This is a genomic window from Treponema maltophilum ATCC 51939, from assembly GCF_000413055.1.
Lineage (GTDB): Bacteria > Spirochaetota > Spirochaetia > Treponematales > Treponemataceae > Treponema_C > Treponema_C maltophilum.
This window is the reverse complement of record NZ_KE332518.1, coordinates 1,694,745-1,711,627: the sequence shown is the minus strand read 5'-3', so window position 1 is coordinate 1,711,627 and position 16,883 is coordinate 1,694,745. Positions and strand designations below refer to the sequence as shown.

Below are 16,883 nucleotides of genomic sequence, written 5' to 3'. Positions count from 1 at the left end.
AAGATCCGTACAATCATTTAAGAAGTGCGGCTATGTCGGGCCGTTTCCAGCGGACGGCGGTGTCGTAGGCAGTTTCGCCCGAGATGTTTTTGACGGTGCGGTCAATGCCCATCGACAAAAGACGCTGTACGGTTTGAGAATCGGCTTCACGTGCCGCGTAGTGCAGGACGGTTTCTCCGGCGATGTCGCGCTTTGCGCCCGCTATCTGTACAATCATATTCAGCATGTCGGCGCTGTGCTTTAAAGCATAGCTTACGGCGCATTCGGACGAATTATCTTTAGCGAACGGATCGGCGCCTTTTTGCAAGGCTATGCGGGCAAGGTCGGTTTTTCCCTGTTTAACCGCAAGCAAAAGGGGCGTAACGCCTTCCCTGTTGCGCCGATCGACCGGATAGCCGGCTGAAATCAATTCTTCGAATACGCGGGCGGGTACCGATGAATTTACCGCTATATGTGCGGGCGTATTTCCGTCCGAATCGGCGAGGTTCACATCGGTTCCCAGCACGGCGCGGATAACCGCCATGTCTTTATGCAAAACGAGGGACAGCGGCGTTCTTCCGTGTATGTCACGCGCGAGCGGGTTGCCGCCCGATTTTCTGAGCAGACGGATCAAGTCGATGTTGGCCGTTTCCGCCGCGTCGTGGTAGGCGGTGCGTCCGTACATTTCCTGGATCGAAGGACTTGCCCCGTTTTTAAGAAGCAGATCGGCCATGCCTATGTCTTCGCTTTGTACGGCGTCCATAAGCGGTGTGCGTCCGATAATATCGGTCGAATTGATGTCGGCCCTGCTGCGCAAGAGCAATTCGGCCATGGCGGTGTTTCGGCTGCGGGCGGCTTCATGCAGCGGTGTTTTGCCCGCAAGGTTTTTCGCGTTTACGTCGGCACTTGCCAAAAGCGCCAAAGCCGATTTTTCCGCGTTCCATCTTACGCATGAATGAAGGGGCGTGTTGCCCAAATAGTCGCGCAGGTTTTGATTTGCGCCGTTTTTTACAAACAGCTTTATCGCGTCGGCATTGTCCGATTTTACGGCGCTGAAAACGGGCGTTTCGCCATTTGTGTTTTGCGTGTTCACCGAAGCGCCTTTTTCGATAATGACGGCTGCCGAATCGTTAAGCTGCCATTCGGCCGCATAATGAAGCGGAGTGTTTCCCATTCCGTCGACGGACCGTATTACTTCGGAGGTTAAAAGCCAATCCTGTACATCGCCTCCGGCGCTGAGCGCCAAACGCAGCGGCGAATAGTTTGCCGTATTGGTCGAAAATACGTCGGCTCCGCGCGATAAAAGCATTTCGCCGATGAGCCTGTTGTTTTGGCGTACCGCCATATATAAAGGAGAATCTCCGCTTCGGTTGCGTGCATTGATTTCGGCACCGTTTTCCAGTAAATAGGTTATTTGATCGGCGCCCGCTTTGTTGAATACCGCAATGTGAAGCGGCGTGTTGCCGATGGAGTCGCGCGTATTGACCGTAGTGCGGTTTATGAGCGTCTTTGTCATGTCCAAACCGATTTCGAGCGAGCGTGTAAAGGGCGTGTTGCCGTTTACGTCTTCGGCATGTATGTCGGCTCCTTTCGATGCGAAAAAAGCGATGTGGGCGGTGTTTTTATGTTCGACGGCTTGAGCTAAAGGCGTAACGCCTTTTTTATTGCGCCCGTTGACGTCGGCACCGCGCGAAGCGAGCGCTTCCAAAACGGCAACGTCGGTTTTGGTCATTGTCGCAACATGCAGGCAGTTATCGCCGAACGAATCGACGGCATTTGCGTCCGCTTTGTGCGCCAAAAGCATATCGTACAGTTCCCGGCGGGTTTTATCGGGCATGATAATGAGCAAGGGCGTTTTTCCGATACTGTCGCGCGCATTGACGTTTGCTCCCGCATCCAGCAGCATAACGGCGATTTCCGTTCTGCCGTAGCGGACCGCTTCGTGCAGGGGCGTCGAGCCTGAAATGTCTTTTGCCTGAATCGACGCGCCTTCGCGGATTAAATACTGCACAATCGCTTTATCGCCCGCGATGACGGCAAAATGCAGCGGGCTTTGTCCGTCGCTGAAGCGCATGGAAAGATTGCGCGTTTTTACCGCGTCTTCAAAATATGCATGAGAACCGCGTTCGGGTTCCGCGTTTGCCAAAATGAGTGCCGCAGCGATATCGACCGAATCGATGTCTTTTTGCGAATAAGCGAGTGTCAGCGGGCTTACGCCTTTTATATCCGTTACCGAAAGCGGAATGTTCTTTTTAATGCAAAAATCGATTGCCTGCTTGTTTTTATTCCGGACTAAATAATGAATGATGCTTTGTCCTTCGATGTCCCGCATATCGCCCGTGCGCGTCGTAAGCAGCGCGTCGAAAAAAGTCGTTCCCTGCTTTAAGCCGATATCGAAAGCGCTGTTGCCTTCGGCGTCTTTTGCAAAAATGTTTCCCTTGAGTTCGGCAAGAACCGCGGCGGAATCCGTTGCACGGTTTTTTACCGCAGCGAGAAGGGGCGTATCGCCGGCATAATTTTTGATTTCGGAATCGGCGCCTTTATAAAGCAAAAAGGTAACCAGCGGCGCATCGTTTACCTGTGCGGCTATGTGAAGCGCCGTGTTCCCGTTGTCGTCCGTCATATTTATGTCGGTTTGCGATTGGAACAGCGCGCGCACTTCGTCGGTTTTGCCCGCAAGAATCAGTTGCTGTATGCTCATTTGTCGGCTTTGTCCGGCAGGCGAAGTCGTAAGACAGCCGCCGAACAGTGCGGCGCATAAAATAAAAACGGCGGATAAAACGGCTAAGCCGTGTTTGTGTTTAATTATGCATATTTCCATACTATGATTATCGATATAAGCGGAATAAGAATTGAGCGAAAAATGGGCATCAGGGCACTAGCCGATGCCGTTCAATTGTCGCCGCGCTTCGCGTATGACGTTTTCGTCGGCGCTCCACAATTCGTATTCGCTGAAGCTTTTTACCGACATGCTGACTTCAGGATTTTTATAGCGCATGGGGCTTTGAACGATTTTTTTCCCCGAAAGGTGAAAACAGCGCACGCCGGTTTCTTCAAAAAGCGGTACAATCAGTTCGGGTTTTAAGCCGCTTCCCGCCATAATGACCGGGCCTTTTGCGCCGCGTTTTTTTTGCAGTTCTTTTAAAAGAAAGCGGCCTTCATAGCAGCTTGCCTTTTGTCCCGAGGTTAAAATCGTGTCGAATCCGAGTTCGGCCGCTTTTTCGTAGGCTTCAAAGGGATCTTTACACATATCGAAGGCGCGGTGAAGCGTAAACGAAACTTTTTTCGCCCCGTCTTTAGCTTCCGCTGCGCTCATAAGCGTACGCAGCGCTTTTTCATCGAGCGAGCCGTCGGTTTTCAAACAGCCAATGACGATGCCGTCGGCTCCCGCTTTACGGCACAGCTCTATGTCTCGCGCCATTTGCGTTATTTCGGCTTTGCCGTAGCAAAAGTCGCCGAAGCGCGGCCGAATGAGTACATGCACGGGAATCGACAGTTCTTTTTTTACCGCTTCTACAAGGGCGAGCGTCGGCGTGGTGCCGCCGATAATAAGGTTTGCGCACAGTTCTATGCGCATAGCTCCCGCTTTTTGCGCCGTGAGCGCGCTTTCTGAAGAGTCGGCGCATACTTCAAGCATTTTATAAAACCGATTATTCGTATTGATTGACATGAATGCGATTATAGCACATTATAGTGCGATATGGAATATTTTTTGGGAATAGATTTGGGCGGGACGATGATTAAAGCATCCGTGCTCGATAAACATTACCGCATTATCGCTTCGGCCGTGAGGCGCACCATGCTTCCTCGTCCGTGGAACGAGATACTTGACGATTGCGCCTCCGCCGTGTCCGATGTGCTTGAACAGCTTCCGGCTTTATCTTTGCGCAGCTTTTCGTATGTGGGAATCGGTACTCCCGGCATTGTAAACATCGAAACCGGCGTTATAGAAACCGCCGCCAATTTGGGATTTTACGGAGTTCCGATAAAAGAATATTTGGAAGAAAAATTGCGCATTCCCGTTTGCGTTGAAAACGATGCGAACGCGGCCGCTTGGGGCGAGTTTATCGCGGGTACGGGAAAAGAAAGCTTTACCGGAAAGTCCGACGGAAAAACCTGCAGCGATTTGGTATCGATTACGCTCGGAACGGGAATAGGTTCGGGAATCATCATCGGCGGAAAAATCTTCCGCGGCGGCAACGGGCTTGCAGGCGAATTGGGGCACACGGTTATAGAACTTGACGGACGGCCCTGCCCGTGCGGGCGGAAAGGCTGCGTAAACATGTACGCTTCGGCAACCGGCCTAAGGCAAACGACAATGGAATTTATGGAAAAGTATCCTGACAGTATGCTGTGGCGCGAAGCGGAAGGAAAGCTTGAAAACGTTTCGGCAAAAACGGCTTTTCGTGTCGCAAAAACAGGGGATGATGCCGCCGTTCAAGCCGTACACTTTTATGTCCGCACGCTTGCGGCCTGTATCGTAAACGCCGTAAGTATTTTTCAGCCGCAGATTATCACGCTTTCCGGCGGCGTAAGTAAAGAAGGAGAGGCGCTGCTTGAGCCGCTGCGCGCTATCGCCGAAAAAGAATGCCTTCGCGGGCCGAACACCGCTTTGCCGCTCATCTGCACGGGTAAATTACAGGATAAGGCGGGCGTTGTCGGAGCCGCGCTGTTGAATGCGCTCCCGTAAAATACCGCAAAACCGTACCGCAAGGTATTAAAAGAAAAAAGGAAAGATAGCTATTATTTTAAACTTGCAGATCTGCAGAATAGGATGTATGCTTTTACTTAGGGGTTATTATGGGAACCGTAATCGTAAGTGAAGATACTTTATTTGAATGGGATATGGAAAAAAATGAGAACAATATAAAAAAGCACGGATTCGGTTTTGATGAAATAACCGAGGTATTCAAGGATCCGTATCTTCTTACAAGGTATGACGATATTCATTCCCAAGAGGAGCAACGTTTTTATAGTATCGGTTGTTTAAATGGTGTTCTCATTATTGTAGTCTATCATACAGAACAGAATAACCGCGTACGAATTATATCTGCACGGAGAGCCGAAAAAAAATTGCAGGAGGTGTATTATGATTATGTCAAAAAAGTTAACGGATAAAAGAATAAATGAAATTAAAAACAGGTCTATAATCTTCGATGAAGATATTCCCGAATTTACCGATGAGCAGTTAAAAGAATTCAAACCCGGTCTGATGGAATCTTTTCTGTCTCCTCCTCCAAAGAAGACAATATCAATAGCAATAGATATGGATATATTGAAAGCATTAGAGACGGAAGGAGAAATATGTCAAACACGAATAAACAGTATTTTACGTCAGGCTCTTTTCGGGTAATGTACGAGGATGGTATGAAAAAAAATATTCTTATTGCTTCCCTGTTGTTCTTTGTGCTGTCGATAAGCGCATGCCGCACATCGGCTAAATCTTCCGCCGTCGATTATCGCGGTGAAATGCGAAAATTCGTCGTTTCCATTGCGCGAACGGCGCGCCTTTCTTCCCCTTCATTTGCCGTCATTCCGCAAAACGGTCAGGAATTGATTGAGTCGGAACCGATTGACAGCGCGGATGAGTCTGCGGATAAAGCCTCTGCCGGTGAGCTCGACGGCGCCGACATCGAAACATATATGGATGCCGTTTCGGGGACGGGCAGGGAAGACTTATATTTCGGCTACGAAGCGGACGACAAAGCGACGCCCGAAGCTGTTTCTTCCTATATGAAAAACTTTTGTGATGCGTTCAAAGCAGCCGGAAAAAAGGTTCTCGTTATCGATTATTGCAGCACGCCTCCTTCCGTTGATTTTTCGTATGCGCAAAATTATAAAAACGGCTATATTTCTTTTGCCGCCGACGAGCGGAATTTGACGAACGTTCCTGCGTATCCGAGCGCACCCTTTAACGAAAACGGCGATCCGATTTTGAGCGTCGCCGACGCAAAAAATTTTTTATATTTGATTAACCCCGAAAGATTTTCTTCAAAGGAAGATTTTATCGCCGCACTTTGCACAACGAATTACGATATGTTTATAATCGATTTGTTTTGCGCCGATGAAAAGCTTGATTTTTCGGATGTGCAGCGTTTACAAGTTAAGCCGAACGGCGCGCGCCGTCAAGTTATCGCCTACATGAGTATCGGCGAAGCGGAAACCTATCGGTATTATTGGAACGAAAGCTGGAAGCGCTCAAAGCCCGCATGGCTTAAAAAAGAAAATCCGTTATGGAAGGGTAATTATAAGGTCGCCTATTGGCACCCCGAATGGCAAAACATCATCTTCGGCACTGAAGATTCCTATTTGCAAAAAATTCTCGATGCCGGTTTCGACGGAGTTTACCTCGACATCATCGATGCTTTCGAATATTTTGAAAACAGCCGGCATTGAGTTAATTATTCGCATCTTTATTTTATTATCGTAAACCGTTGTTTTTCAGCACGTACGACAGTATATCGGTAAAATAGGATTTATTCGCTTCATATATGTCGGCAAAGGTTGAAAAGTTTACTATGTATATATTTTTATCCCGCTTGCAGAAAAAGTAATATTGATAGTTTTTGCGTTGATTTTCATCGAGAAAAAAATATGAAAGTTCGGTATGTTTTTCCGTTACCTTGAATTGCACCGAATTGTAATCCGGCAAAGGATAATGCTCAACGGCCGTGCGTGCCATGCGCGTAAAAAAATCATCGGTTTGTAAATCGCCCATGAGCGATATGTCCGTTTTTTCAATTCCGATTTGCGAATCGCGAAGTCCGTTTACGTTGAGCCAATAGCCGGGGAAGCCGAACTCTTCGTTATATTTCCAGTTTTCATCTAAACGCGCTTTCAGCCCGTTTAACACGACATTCATTTTATTTTTTTTAGGAATTTTTAAGCCGACGTTTTCCCTCTTGATTTCTTCCGGCTGCGACAAATCCGCCTCAAAGAATTCCCGGCCGTCGCTGTCCGAGTTCAGTGTTCCTCCTTTAAATAAAACGTATGAAGGTTCGTTTTTACCTTTCATCGTAATTGTGTTGAATCTGAATAAGGGCAGCGCATTGTTTAATTCGTATAAAAGCGTGTAATTGTCCCACGGGTCTTCAACCGTTTTGCAGTCTTTAAATTGTGATTTGGAAGAATCGTATATCGTAACGAAGTTCAGAAAATCGACGCATGCCTGCACTATTTCGGCCTGCGGCTGCTTTTGCAATCCTACCGTACCGCCGATTCCAAATTCTTTTTCTCCTTTATCGTTTATGCCGTCGCGTACGGAAAAGTAGTAGTTGTACTCGTTTTTTGTTTTCCGGTCCACATTGCGTGAAAGTACGATCAGCTCAGTTCCTTTCCGGAGAGCAAGATAGCCGCGGATAAAATCCATATGCCCCCGTGTATCCCGGTAAAAGGCGTATTCGCCCGATTTTATGTATGCGGTTTTTGTCTGACATAGCGCCGGGTAACCGATTGCAAGGCACAGAAAAAGAATTACGGAAATTTTTTTCATATGTTTCTCCCTGTAATTTTAATTTTATAAGTCATTGTGCGGCAGCGGCAAGCATACATGCAAGTATCCGAATTGTCGGTAAAAACGGCAGCCCGAAAAAATAAGTTAGAAAAACAGGCAGAGCCGCAAAAAACATGCCGATTATGCCGGAGACCATAATGTATTTAATTACTTGAGCCGGGCAAACGGATCCATGCGGTCAGCTTTTCGCAAAATTCCTTCGGATGCAGCGTAAAAAATTCGGCGTGATCCATTCCCGTGTTTTCAATGATCTGTGCAGTGGGAAACGCTTTACGGATATATTCGATGTCCCATTTCCGCGCTTTTTTTTCATCGGCACCGTACCAATATGCTATTCGGCTGTTAATCTGCGGAACGGGATCGGGCATGGAGTAATTATTACAGGAATAGAACGAACGCCAAATCGTTTTCGCGCTCATACCGTTCATTGCATTCTTAATGTATTTGAGATCGTCTTCCGTGTATTTTTCAGGGTCGAACATGTTCCGCAGCGCTTTAACGCTCATATGTTTGCCGATTTCCAGCATCATAAAATCACGGATGCCGATGAGGTAGGTCAGCGGCTTCCAAAACCGATACGGAGTCATGCCGCCGTCCAGCACGGCACAATCGACATGCAGCTTTCGGACTGCAAGCATCCGCGCCGCGACTGCTCCGCCCATGGAACAGCCGTAAAGACAGGTAATGCTTTTGTGTCCTCTGTTTATAAGCCATGCGGCCGTTTCGTCGGCAATCCGTTCTACGCAGGTAAAATCCGTTTCCGGCGCGTCCGGATCAAAACCGGGCATTGCGGGAATGACAAGATGAAAGTCTTTTTGCAATGTCGGCGTTACATAGTTGAAAACATCCCACCGCGCGCCGAGTGGATGAAATAAGACAAGAACCTCTTTCTTTTCCGTTCCGAATTCATGAATAGTCATTTTTATCTCCTCAAGGATTTTTGCACGATTTGCATGATTTTTGCGGCGCGTTCTTTGTTGAGTTGTTTTTCTTCCAAAATAAGACGCGGTTTTTCGTCTTTGTATTCGGCGGCAAAAACGCGGTCATCGCTGAAATAAAATGTACGCACAAAGCGCTCGTCCCACGATTTTGTGATGCCGTTGTATTTTTTATACAGTTCGCTGATCGCCGCCGCCTTGCCGTCGCTAAACCATGCCGTGTATATGTATTGCCAGCCGTCGCCCGTTTCGCGTATTACCGCTTTTACGGTTTTCGAGTCGGCGTTTTGCTTTAAGGTTACCGCGTACGAAAGAAGTGGTTTGTTTTTGTTTTCGCGCGCTTCGTACTCGTATGTAAGATCATGCAAATCGGTTGCGCTTTCTATACCGGCAATCAACGCGTCCGTTTGCCGAATCGCATCGATTTTATCGATAAGCGTTTGTGCGTTTGCAGCAAACATGCATGCGCACAAAAATGCGGCGCAAAGCGCCGAATATGATTTAGGTAATTTTCCTGCCATGTTTCTCCTTCGGAAAAGTTAACACAAACCTTAAAACGGTAAATCCGGCTGAACTTGTTGCTTTTCGTGTTTGCCGATGCAATACAAAAAAACTTCGCGGCACACGCCGGCATCGTCTTGGGCGCGGTGAGCCGTGCCGCTGGGAATACCGAAGCGGCCGGCTAAAAACTGCAAATTGTATTTTTTTAACTTGGGGAAGGCTTTTTGCGCAAGCGTAACCGTGTCTGCGGCCGGCACGGAAGGAGAGGCAAGGGCGGGGCGGCCGGCTCTTTGCAACTCGCTGTTTACAAAGCCCGTGTCGAACGGCGCATTGTGGGCGATAAGGCGCGTGCCTTCGATAAAGTCCAAAAAGGAGGGAGCCGCCGCGGCGAAGACCGGGCAGCCCGAAAGCATCAAATCGCTTATACCGTGCACCTTGTACGCGCTTGGCGGAACGGAAATTTCGGGGTGAATGAGAATTTCATAAGTGCCTAAAATGCCGGTTTTATCGAATTTTACGGCACCTATTTCTATTATGCGGTCGCGTTCGCAATATAAGCCCGTTGTTTCCGTATCGAAGGCGGTAAAAACCGCCCCCTCTTCATACAAGCGCGCATATTCGCGGATCTTATGATGCATCAAGTACGGCCTGAATTTCTTTTTCGATTGCCGAGCACAACTTGTCTGCATCTTTTTTTGCCGCATCGAGCGAAGGCGAATCCAAAACAACTGCGTTTATATAAAACTTTATTTTCGGTTCGGTACCGCTCGGCCGCGCGCTCACAATCGATCCGTCTTCGAGGAAAAACTGCAATACATTGCTCGAAGGAATATCCAGCTTTTGCTTTTTGTGCGGATTTTCCGGATCGTACGAAAAGCCTTCGCCGACATCGCGGATCATGACGACTTTTTTGCCGCCCAAAGTTTTGAGTCCTTCTTTGCGCAGTTTGGACATAATGGCTTTCATCGTTTGAACGCCCGAGGCGCCTAAAAAGTTCTTTGAAATGGCGCGGTCTTCAAAATAGCCGTAGGTTTTATACAGTTCTTCCAAGCGTTCCAAAAGGCTTTTGCCCTGCGATCTCCAATACAGCGTCATTTCGGCGCACATGGCCGAAGCCGAAACGCCGTCTTTATCGCGCACTTCCGTTTCGACGTTATAGCCGTAGCTTTCTTCAAAACCGAAAATGTAGTTGTAATCGCGCTTTGTATCGTAGCGGTTCATAACGGAAGCGATCCATTTGAAGCCGGTTAAACATTCGTCGACATGAACGCCGTTCGCTTTTGCAATGTAATCGACCATCGGCGAGGTTACGATCGAACGGATTATCGCGGGATTTTTCGGCATTTTGTTCAATTCTTTGCGCGATACGATGATGTAGTCGGTGAAAAGCACGCCCATTTGATTGCCGCTTATAAGTACCCATTCTCCGTTTGCGGCGGGAACGGCGCTGCCGAATCGGTCGGCATCGGGGTCGGTTGCCATAACGGCGTCGGCTTTTTCTTTTTTTGCAAGTTCGATCGCCATTTTAAGGGCCGGCGCTTCTTCCGGGTTCGGTTTTTCGACCGTCGGAAAATTTCCGTCGGGCTTGCGCTGTTCGGGAACGGTAATAACGGTAAGTCCCAAATCGCCCAGCACTTTTTCGACGTGCATGGCGCCCGTTCCGTGAAGCGGCGTGTAGACAACGCGCACGTCCTTCGCTTTTTGCTTTATCAATTCCGGGCGGAACAATTGGCGTTTGCACATCGCCCAGTATTTTTCGTCGACATCGTTGTCGATGAGGATGATTTTGCCCTGCCTGACGCCTTCGTCTTTCGAAATGATTTTAATTGAGTTTACTTTGTTTACTTCGTCGATTATCCCCGTATCGTGCGGAGGCGTTACCTGCGCGCCGTCCGACCAATACGCTTTATAGCCGTTGTACTGCGGCGGATTGTGCGATGCGGTTACGACAACCCCGGTTGTGCAGCCGAAAGTGCGTATTGCAAACGAAAGTTCGGGAGTGGGGCGAAGCGAGGTAAATAAATATACGGTAAAGCCGTTTGCCGCAAAAATACATGCCGTTTCTTCGGCGAATACGTCCGAATATTTTCGCGAATCGTATGCGATGGCGGCCGAAAGCTTTCCCGCGGCGGCTTGTTCGGGCAGCGCTTTAATGCAGTAGTTTGCAAGGCCTTGAGTCGCCTTGTGAATCATAAGCGTGTTCATGCGGTTCGTACCGCCGCCGATAATGCCGCGCAAACCGCCCGTTCCGAATTCCAAACTTTGATAAAAGCGCTCTTCCAGTTCTTTTATATCATTGTCTTTTACGAGTTTTTCGACTTCGCTGCGAAAAACCTCGTTCGTTTCCTGCGCGATGTACTGTTTTGCCCGCGCGATAATTTCGTTGGTATCCAAAAACGCCTCCCGATTATATGCTGAGAAAACCCAGCACAATTAAAAATTGCGCGCTTAAATACGTAAGCATAACGACAAAGCGCGATTGATAAAACTGTTTAAAGAATATCGTATGCGACAGCACACTGTCCGACAGCAAAAAGAACAGCGTTCCGATATAGATTTTTAATAGCGGCCCCGGAATGCCGATTCCCACATGTACGCAACCTATAATATAAAAAAGCGTCAATAAACTGAACAAGCCGAGCACGGAAGCGTACACGATGACCGCCGCGCCGACGGCTCCTTTCGGCGAGCCGTTCATCCTCCAACTGACGTAAACGGCTGCGGCATAGACCGCAAAAACGACGATTGCGATCAGTCTGGGAACCGGCGGCAGGCTGAACGTCAAAGAAAGAAGGGCGATGTACACAATGTGCCCGATCAAAAAAGCGCCCAAGCCCTTGGACATGTTTTTCGGCGTTACGTCGCCGAGCAAAAAAATGTCTCCCGCGTTTCCGGCCGCCAACGCAATGCACAAAAGCACGATTTGAAAAAGGCCCAGATCGGTAACGCGTTTGCCCGCAAAGGACAGGCAATAGGCGGCCGCGACCGCAAGAATCAAAAGCGGCATGAGAATTTTTTTCGACACATCAGCCCGTTTTGTTTTCGAAAGCAGACACGACGTCAAATGGAAGGCCGCCGCAATAAAGAAAGGAATGCAGCATACAAAAATCATATTCATGCTCCCATTATAATACATTTATCCTCCTTGAACAAGATTTATATTTTCGTTACAATCGAAATACCACGTATTTTATACGATAATCTGATTGCGGAGGCCTTATGACAATAACGGAAATGCTGGGGCAAAGCTTAAAGTTGACCTTGCTCGGTATGGGATTTGTGTTTTTATTTTTAATAATAATGATTGTTTTTATCACTTTGAATTCGAAGCTGATAAAAGCCTTAAAACTGGATAAAAATGAAAAATCCGCGGACAATGCGCGTGCCGCCGGACAAAGCGGCGGCACTCAAACGGCGGTAATCGCGGCCATTGCGGCTGCCGTGCATGAAAAAGAAAACGGCTGATACACAGGAGAGAGTTATGGCTAAAAAAGTAAAAATTACCGACTTGGTGCTGCGCGATGCGCACCAGTCTTTGCATGCTACGCGTATGACGACTGCGGATATGCTGCCCATCTGCGATAAACTGGATAAAATCGGTTATTTCGCTTTGGAAGCGTGGGGCGGGGCGACTTTCGATTCCTGCATCCGCTTTTTAAATGAAGATCCCTGGGAGCGCTTGCGCAAACTTCACGCGAAACTGCCCAACACCCCCATTATGATGCTTTTGCGCGGTCAAAACCTTTTGGGCTACCGCCACTATGCCGACGACGTGGTCGACGCTTTTGTCGATGCGGCCGCGAAAAACGGCGTAAGCGTTTTTCGTATTTTCGATGCGTGCAACGATCCGCGCAACTTAAAGCGCGCGGCCGACGCGGCGAAAAAAACCGGCAAACACGTACAAATGGCCATTTCGTACGCGACGACGCCGTACCACACCAAAGAAGTGTACGCGAATTTGGCAAAAGCCTATGCCGATTTCGGGGCCGATTCCATCTGTATTAAAGATATGTCCGGCTTGCTCAAACCCTTTGAAGCCTACGATTTGGTGAAGGCGATAAAGGCGAAGGTCGATATTCCGATTGAAATTCACTCCCACGCCACAACGGGTATGTCGGTTGCCTCTCTGATGAAGGCAGCCGAAGCGGGCGCGGAAATATTGGACACGACCATTTCGTCCATGTCCATGGGAACGTCTCACAGCCCGACCGAAACCATGGTCGAAATCTTTAAAGGCACCGACATGGACACGGGCTTGGACATAAAACCGCTTTTGGAAATCGCCTCTTATTTCCGCGAAATCCGCAAAAAATACGCCAAATTCGAATCGAGTTTTTTGGGTGCCGACACGCGCATTTTGGCTTCGCAGGTTCCCGGCGGAATGCTTTCTAATATGGAAAACCAGCTGAAGGAACAGGGCGCCGCCGATAAAATCGACGAAGTGTTAAAAGAAATTCAGATTGTACAAAAAGACTGCGGCTATATTCCGCTCGTAACGCCTACAAGCCAAATCGTCGGCACGCAAGCCGTGTTTAACGTGCTTTTCGGCCGCTACGCAAAGCTCACGCAGGAAACGCGCGACCTTTTAACCGGAAAATACGGCGCAACGCCGGCAAAACCGAATCCCGAATTGGTAAAAGAAGCTTTAAAACAGAATAATATGGAAGAAGCGATTACCTGCCGCCCGGCCGACCTTATTCCCAACGAACTGGAAAAAATGGCCGCCGAAGCCAAAGAAAACGGCGGCGACGGCTCCATCGAAGATACCTTAACCTATGCGATGTTCCCGAAAGTCGCGCCCAAATTCTTTAAAGAACGTGCAAAAGGCCCGGTCAGTTCGGATTCTTTCGCGCTGCCGAAAGCTTCTTCCGGCGCACAGGGTGCGGGCGGAAGCTACACGGTTACCGTAAACGGTTCTTCGTACAATGTCGTTTCCGGCCCGGCCGGCGACACGATGAACGTTACCGTAAACGGCACTTCATACAACGTGTCCTTTGCCGCTCCCGGCGCTCAAGCTTCTTCGGGTTCCGCAAGCGGTGCGGCATCTGCCGGCGCGGTTGAGTTAAAGGCTCCCGTTGCGGGAACGCTTTTAAAGCTGCTTGTTGCCGACGGCGCTCAGGTTGCTTCGGGGCAAACGGTTATGATGATCGAATCGATGAAAATGGAACTCGAAATTAAAGCGTCCGAAGCCGGCCCCATACATTTCAAAGCGGCGGCGGGAAACGCGATTACCGCGGGACAAGTGCTTGCGGTTATCGGTGATGCAAATGCCGCACCCGTTCAAGCTCCTTCTGCTCCGGTTCAGGCTCCTCCCGCTGCGCAGGCACCTACGGGCGGCGCCGTTATCAACGCACCGGTTGCCGGCACCTATTTGAAAAATACCGTAGCCGAAGGTTCCGCCGTAACGGCGGGGCAGACAATCATTATGATTGAGTCCATGAAAATGGAATTGGAAATCAAAGCGGCTTCGGCGGGAACCGTACACTTTTTGGTATCGCCCGGTTCCGCAATTACCGCAGGCCAAGCGCTTGCCGAGATAAAATAAACAGGAGCGCCGTATGTTGGGTGAAAATAATTTTAAGAAAAAAGTACTGCATTTAACCCTGCTTATTTTAGCGATAGCGGCGGTGTTTTCGTTTGTCGGCGGCATTTTTGCATCCGGCAGCGAAGGCGAGGTCGCTTCATTCCGTACGATGAGCACGGCGGTTATAAAGGGTTCCGAAAACGTACCGTATATTTCCGTTTCGAGCTTTCTCCGTAAAACGATCGAAAATACCGGTCTTAATTTCATTATTAACGGTACCGAAAAAGTTCCCGATTTGACCGACGCGTCTAAAATCGATACCGTATTCGGTTGGCAGCGCTTGGTGATGATGGCCGTAGGTTTTTTGATTATCTATTTGGGAGCCGCAAAGGGCTTTGAGCCGCTTTTGCTTATCCCGATCGGATTCGGAACCGTATTCGTCAATATTCCCGGCGCGGGTATGTACGACGAACATTCGGGTATGCTCCGCCTTATCTACGATATGGGTGTCGGAAACGAGTTTTTCCCGATGCTTATTTTTATGGGTATCGGCGCCATGACGGACTTCGGCCCGCTTATTGCAAATCCGAAAACAGCCCTGCTCGGAGGGGCGGCGCAGCTCGGCGTTTTCCTTACGCTTTTCGGCGTTGCGCTTATGAACCTTTTACCCGGCGTCGATTACACGATGCTTGAGGCGAGCGCAATCGCGATTATCGGCGGTGCCGACGGACCCACTTCGATTTACGTTTCGGGAAAACTTGCCCGGCATATGATGGCCGTTATCGCCGTTGCCGCATATTCGTACATGGCCCTCGTTCCGATGATTCAGCCTCCCATTATGAAGCTGCTTACTACGGAAAAAGAGCGGCGCATAAAAATGCGGCAGCTGCGCGAGGTTTCCAAAACAGAAAAAGTGCTGTTCCCGATTGTAATTCTCGTGCTTGCGATTTTACTTTTGCCGCCCGCTGCCCCGCTTATCGGTATGCTTGCGTTCGGCAACTTCCTTAAACAATGCGGCGTTGTCGAGCGCCTTTCCAAAACGGCCGAAAACGAGCTTATGAATATCGTTTCGATTTTGCTGTCCTTGGGCGTCGGCTCTCAGATGACGCCCGAAAAGATTATGAACCGGGAGTCTTTGGGTATTATCGTTTTGGGGCTACTGGCCTTTGCGGTTGCGACTGCAGGCGGCGTGCTTATGGCAAAGCTCATGAACCTGTTCCTAAAAGAAAAGATCAACCCGCTTATCGGATCTGCAGGCGTTTCGGCCGTTCCTATGGCCGCCCGCGTTTCGAATAAAGTGGGAATGGAATACGATCCGTCGAACTTTTTGCTTATGCACGCGATGGGACCGAACGTTTCCGGCGTTATCGGCACGGCTATAGCGGCCGGCGTATTTATCGCAACGTACGGAGGCTGAGATTTGAAAAAGAATTTTCCGGCGTTTTTACGCTGCCTGTGCTGTTTGTGCGCGCTTTTGTGTACCGCTTTGTTTTTCGGCTGCGCGCTTACAAAACACATGGCATTGGACGCGCTTTCGGATTCTCTTGCGGGAGCCGACAAAAAAGGCAAAGCTGTAAAACCAAAGGCGCCGGAAAATTCACTTATGCCGGTATTGACGGGTGAGAGCGATCCTGTTTTAATGGGCGACTTTTTCCCGACGGCATTAAAACTGTATGAGATCATGGCGGCGCAAAACCCCGATCATCAGGGGCTGTCCGTTATGACCGGTTCTTTATATGTTATGTATGCGAACGCGTTTGTTCAAACTCCGGCCGACATGCTCGATGCTTCGCAGTATGTGCTGCAGGCGGAAGAACAAAAACGTGCAAAGCTGCATTATCTTCGCGGCCGCTCCTACGCCCTGCGCGCCCTCGAACTGCGGTATCCCGGATTTACGGCCGCTCTTTTAAGCGGTTCGCTCGATACCGCAGCGGGTTATATTGCGAAACTGCAGCTTGCCGATGTTGCGGCCGCTTATTGGGCCGGGGCCGGCTGGCTCGGCGCTTTTTCGGCCGATCCTTTGGATACGCAGGCGTTAAAAACGCTGCCCTGTGCGGTCGCCCTTTTGGAAAAAGCCGCCGAACTCGATCCCGATTATAACAACGGCGCCGTTTGGGATGCCCTTACCGCCTTTTATGCCGCGGCTCCGGCCGAATTCGGCGGCGATATGGAGCGCGCCCGTTTTGCGAGCGCACAAGCGTTCCGTGTTTCAAAGGGCGAAACACCCGGCCCCTATATTACCTATGCGACCGCCCTTTGCGTGCCGCAGCAGGACGCCGAAGGTTTTAAAGCAAATTTAAAAAAAGCGCTTGCAATAAATCCCGATTCGAGGCCGCAGGAGCGGCTTTCGGTTACGATTGCGCAAAAAAAAGCTTTATGGCTTTTGCAGCACGTCGACGATTATTTTATTCAATGGGATTAGTGTGCA

Annotated in this window: 16 protein-coding genes; 8 read left to right on the top strand and 8 right to left on the bottom strand. The window is 49.3% G+C overall.

What is annotated here, in order from left to right; translation table 11 throughout:
- Positions 1-13: 13 nt before the first annotated feature.
- Together HMPREF9194_RS07815 and HMPREF9194_RS07810 are read right to left on the bottom strand one after the other, a co-directional pair.
- Positions 14-2,800: an ankyrin repeat domain-containing protein gene (locus HMPREF9194_RS07815; RefSeq protein WP_016525828.1), complete on the bottom strand. Its 2,787-nt coding sequence runs from the start codon at positions 2,798-2,800 to the stop codon at positions 14-16.
- Positions 2,801-2,857: 57 nt separating this feature from the next.
- Positions 2,858-3,649 carry a copper homeostasis protein CutC gene (locus tag HMPREF9194_RS07810; protein ID WP_016525827.1) on the bottom strand — a complete coding sequence of 264 codons (792 nt, stop codon included), beginning with the start codon at positions 3,647-3,649 and terminating at the stop codon, positions 2,858-2,860.
- Between the two features lie 30 nt (positions 3,650-3,679).
- Here HMPREF9194_RS07810 and HMPREF9194_RS07805 point away from each other — a divergent pair, with 30 nt between their 5' ends.
- The 4 genes from HMPREF9194_RS07805 (at position 3,680) to HMPREF9194_RS07790 (ending at position 6,375) form a co-directional block, all read left to right on the top strand.
- Positions 3,680-4,669, top strand: coding sequence for an ROK family protein (locus HMPREF9194_RS07805; RefSeq protein WP_016525826.1), 990 nt, complete (start codon positions 3,680-3,682; stop codon positions 4,667-4,669).
- 110 nt (positions 4,670-4,779) lie between these two features.
- A complete protein-coding gene (locus HMPREF9194_RS07800) occupies positions 4,780-5,097 on the top strand; it encodes a BrnT family toxin (protein ID WP_016525825.1) in 318 nt (105 codons plus the stop codon).
- Entirely contained in the window at positions 5,069-5,332 is a 264-nt protein-coding gene (locus HMPREF9194_RS07795) for a BrnA antitoxin family protein (RefSeq protein WP_016525824.1), read from the top strand. The genes HMPREF9194_RS07800 and HMPREF9194_RS07795 overlap by 29 nt, the downstream gene beginning before the upstream one ends.
- A 14-nt stretch (positions 5,333-5,346) precedes the next feature.
- Positions 5,347-6,375, top strand: a complete 1,029-nt coding sequence (locus tag HMPREF9194_RS07790; protein WP_040846268.1) for an endo alpha-1,4 polygalactosaminidase — start codon at positions 5,347-5,349, stop codon at positions 6,373-6,375.
- A gap of 25 nt (positions 6,376-6,400) precedes the next feature.
- Here HMPREF9194_RS07790 and HMPREF9194_RS07785 read toward each other — a convergent pair whose 3' ends face one another.
- The 6 genes from HMPREF9194_RS07785 to HMPREF9194_RS07760 form a co-directional block, all read right to left on the bottom strand.
- Positions 6,401-7,471 (bottom strand): DUF7955 domain-containing protein, encoded by a 1,071-nt coding sequence (locus HMPREF9194_RS07785; RefSeq protein ID WP_016525822.1) that lies wholly within the window; start codon positions 7,469-7,471, stop codon positions 6,401-6,403.
- Between the two features lie 164 nt (positions 7,472-7,635).
- Positions 7,636-8,412 (bottom strand): alpha/beta fold hydrolase, encoded by a 777-nt coding sequence (locus HMPREF9194_RS07780; RefSeq protein ID WP_016525821.1) that lies wholly within the window; start codon positions 8,410-8,412, stop codon positions 7,636-7,638.
- Positions 8,413-8,414: 2 nt separating this feature from the next.
- A complete protein-coding gene (locus HMPREF9194_RS07775) occupies positions 8,415-8,951 on the bottom strand; it encodes a hypothetical protein (protein ID WP_016525820.1) in 537 nt (178 codons plus the stop codon).
- Positions 8,952-8,981: 30 nt separating this feature from the next.
- Positions 8,982-9,569: a 3'-5' exonuclease gene (locus tag HMPREF9194_RS07770; RefSeq protein ID WP_016525819.1), complete on the bottom strand. Its 588-nt coding sequence runs from the start codon at positions 9,567-9,569 to the stop codon at positions 8,982-8,984.
- Positions 9,559-11,325 carry a phospho-sugar mutase gene (locus tag HMPREF9194_RS07765; protein ID WP_016525818.1) on the bottom strand — a complete coding sequence of 589 codons (1,767 nt, stop codon included), beginning with the start codon at positions 11,323-11,325 and terminating at the stop codon, positions 9,559-9,561. The genes HMPREF9194_RS07770 and HMPREF9194_RS07765 overlap by 11 nt, the downstream gene beginning before the upstream one ends.
- A 13-nt stretch (positions 11,326-11,338) precedes the next feature.
- Positions 11,339-12,049 carry a lysoplasmalogenase family protein gene (locus tag HMPREF9194_RS07760; RefSeq protein ID WP_040846266.1) on the bottom strand — a complete coding sequence of 237 codons (711 nt, stop codon included), beginning with the start codon at positions 12,047-12,049 and terminating at the stop codon, positions 11,339-11,341.
- Between the two features lie 101 nt (positions 12,050-12,150).
- On the opposite strand from HMPREF9194_RS07760, the gene HMPREF9194_RS07755 reads away from it, so the two are divergent.
- The 4 genes from HMPREF9194_RS07755 to HMPREF9194_RS07740 are packed head-to-tail and all read left to right on the top strand — an operon-like array spanning position 12,151 to position 16,877.
- Entirely contained in the window at positions 12,151-12,396 is a 246-nt protein-coding gene (locus tag HMPREF9194_RS07755) for an OadG family protein (protein WP_016525816.1), read from the top strand.
- Between the two features lie 16 nt (positions 12,397-12,412).
- Positions 12,413-14,476, top strand: coding sequence for a sodium-extruding oxaloacetate decarboxylase subunit alpha (gene oadA / locus HMPREF9194_RS07750; protein ID WP_016525815.1), 2,064 nt, complete (start codon positions 12,413-12,415; stop codon positions 14,474-14,476).
- 13 nt (positions 14,477-14,489) lie between these two features.
- On the top strand, positions 14,490-15,872 hold the full coding sequence (locus tag HMPREF9194_RS07745; RefSeq protein ID WP_016525814.1) for a sodium ion-translocating decarboxylase subunit beta: 1,383 nt from the start codon (positions 14,490-14,492) through the stop codon (positions 15,870-15,872).
- A 3-nt stretch (positions 15,873-15,875) separates the two neighbouring features.
- Complete coding sequence (locus tag HMPREF9194_RS07740) at positions 15,876-16,877, top strand: TRAP transporter TatT component family protein (protein WP_016525813.1); 1,002 nt, start codon at positions 15,876-15,878, stop codon at positions 16,875-16,877.
- Positions 16,878-16,883 lie beyond the last annotated feature (6 nt).

Excerpts from the sequence above, each read along its gene's own strand:
- HMPREF9194_RS07790 (WP_040846268.1), top strand. The coding sequence starts at position 5,347 with ATGAAAAAAAATATTCTTATTGCTTCCCTGTTGTTCTTTGTGCTGTCG.
- HMPREF9194_RS07810 (WP_016525827.1), bottom strand. The coding sequence starts at position 3,649 with ATGTCAATCAATACGAATAATCGGTTTTATAAAATGCTTGAAGTATGC.
- HMPREF9194_RS07755 (WP_016525816.1), top strand. The coding sequence starts at position 12,151 with ATGACAATAACGGAAATGCTGGGGCAAAGCTTAAAGTTGACCTTGCTC.
- HMPREF9194_RS07805 (WP_016525826.1), top strand. The coding sequence starts at position 3,680 with ATGGAATATTTTTTGGGAATAGATTTGGGCGGGACGATGATTAAAGCA.
- oadA (WP_016525815.1), top strand. The coding sequence starts at position 12,413 with ATGGCTAAAAAAGTAAAAATTACCGACTTGGTGCTGCGCGATGCGCAC.
- HMPREF9194_RS07785 (WP_016525822.1), bottom strand. The coding sequence starts at position 7,471 with ATGAAAAAAATTTCCGTAATTCTTTTTCTGTGCCTTGCAATCGGTTAC.
- HMPREF9194_RS07800 (WP_016525825.1), top strand. The coding sequence starts at position 4,780 with ATGGGAACCGTAATCGTAAGTGAAGATACTTTATTTGAATGGGATATG.
- HMPREF9194_RS07795 (WP_016525824.1), top strand. The coding sequence starts at position 5,069 with ATGATTATGTCAAAAAAGTTAACGGATAAAAGAATAAATGAAATTAAA.
- HMPREF9194_RS07780 (WP_016525821.1), bottom strand. The coding sequence starts at position 8,412 with ATGACTATTCATGAATTCGGAACGGAAAAGAAAGAGGTTCTTGTCTTA.
- HMPREF9194_RS07815 (WP_016525828.1), bottom strand. The coding sequence starts at position 2,800 with ATGGAAATATGCATAATTAAACACAAACACGGCTTAGCCGTTTTATCC.
- HMPREF9194_RS07745 (WP_016525814.1), top strand. The coding sequence starts at position 14,490 with ATGTTGGGTGAAAATAATTTTAAGAAAAAAGTACTGCATTTAACCCTG.
- HMPREF9194_RS07770 (WP_016525819.1), bottom strand. The coding sequence starts at position 9,569 with ATGCATCATAAGATCCGCGAATATGCGCGCTTGTATGAAGAGGGGGCG.
- HMPREF9194_RS07760 (WP_040846266.1), bottom strand. The coding sequence starts at position 12,049 with ATGAATATGATTTTTGTATGCTGCATTCCTTTCTTTATTGCGGCGGCC.
- HMPREF9194_RS07775 (WP_016525820.1), bottom strand. The coding sequence starts at position 8,951 with ATGGCAGGAAAATTACCTAAATCATATTCGGCGCTTTGCGCCGCATTT.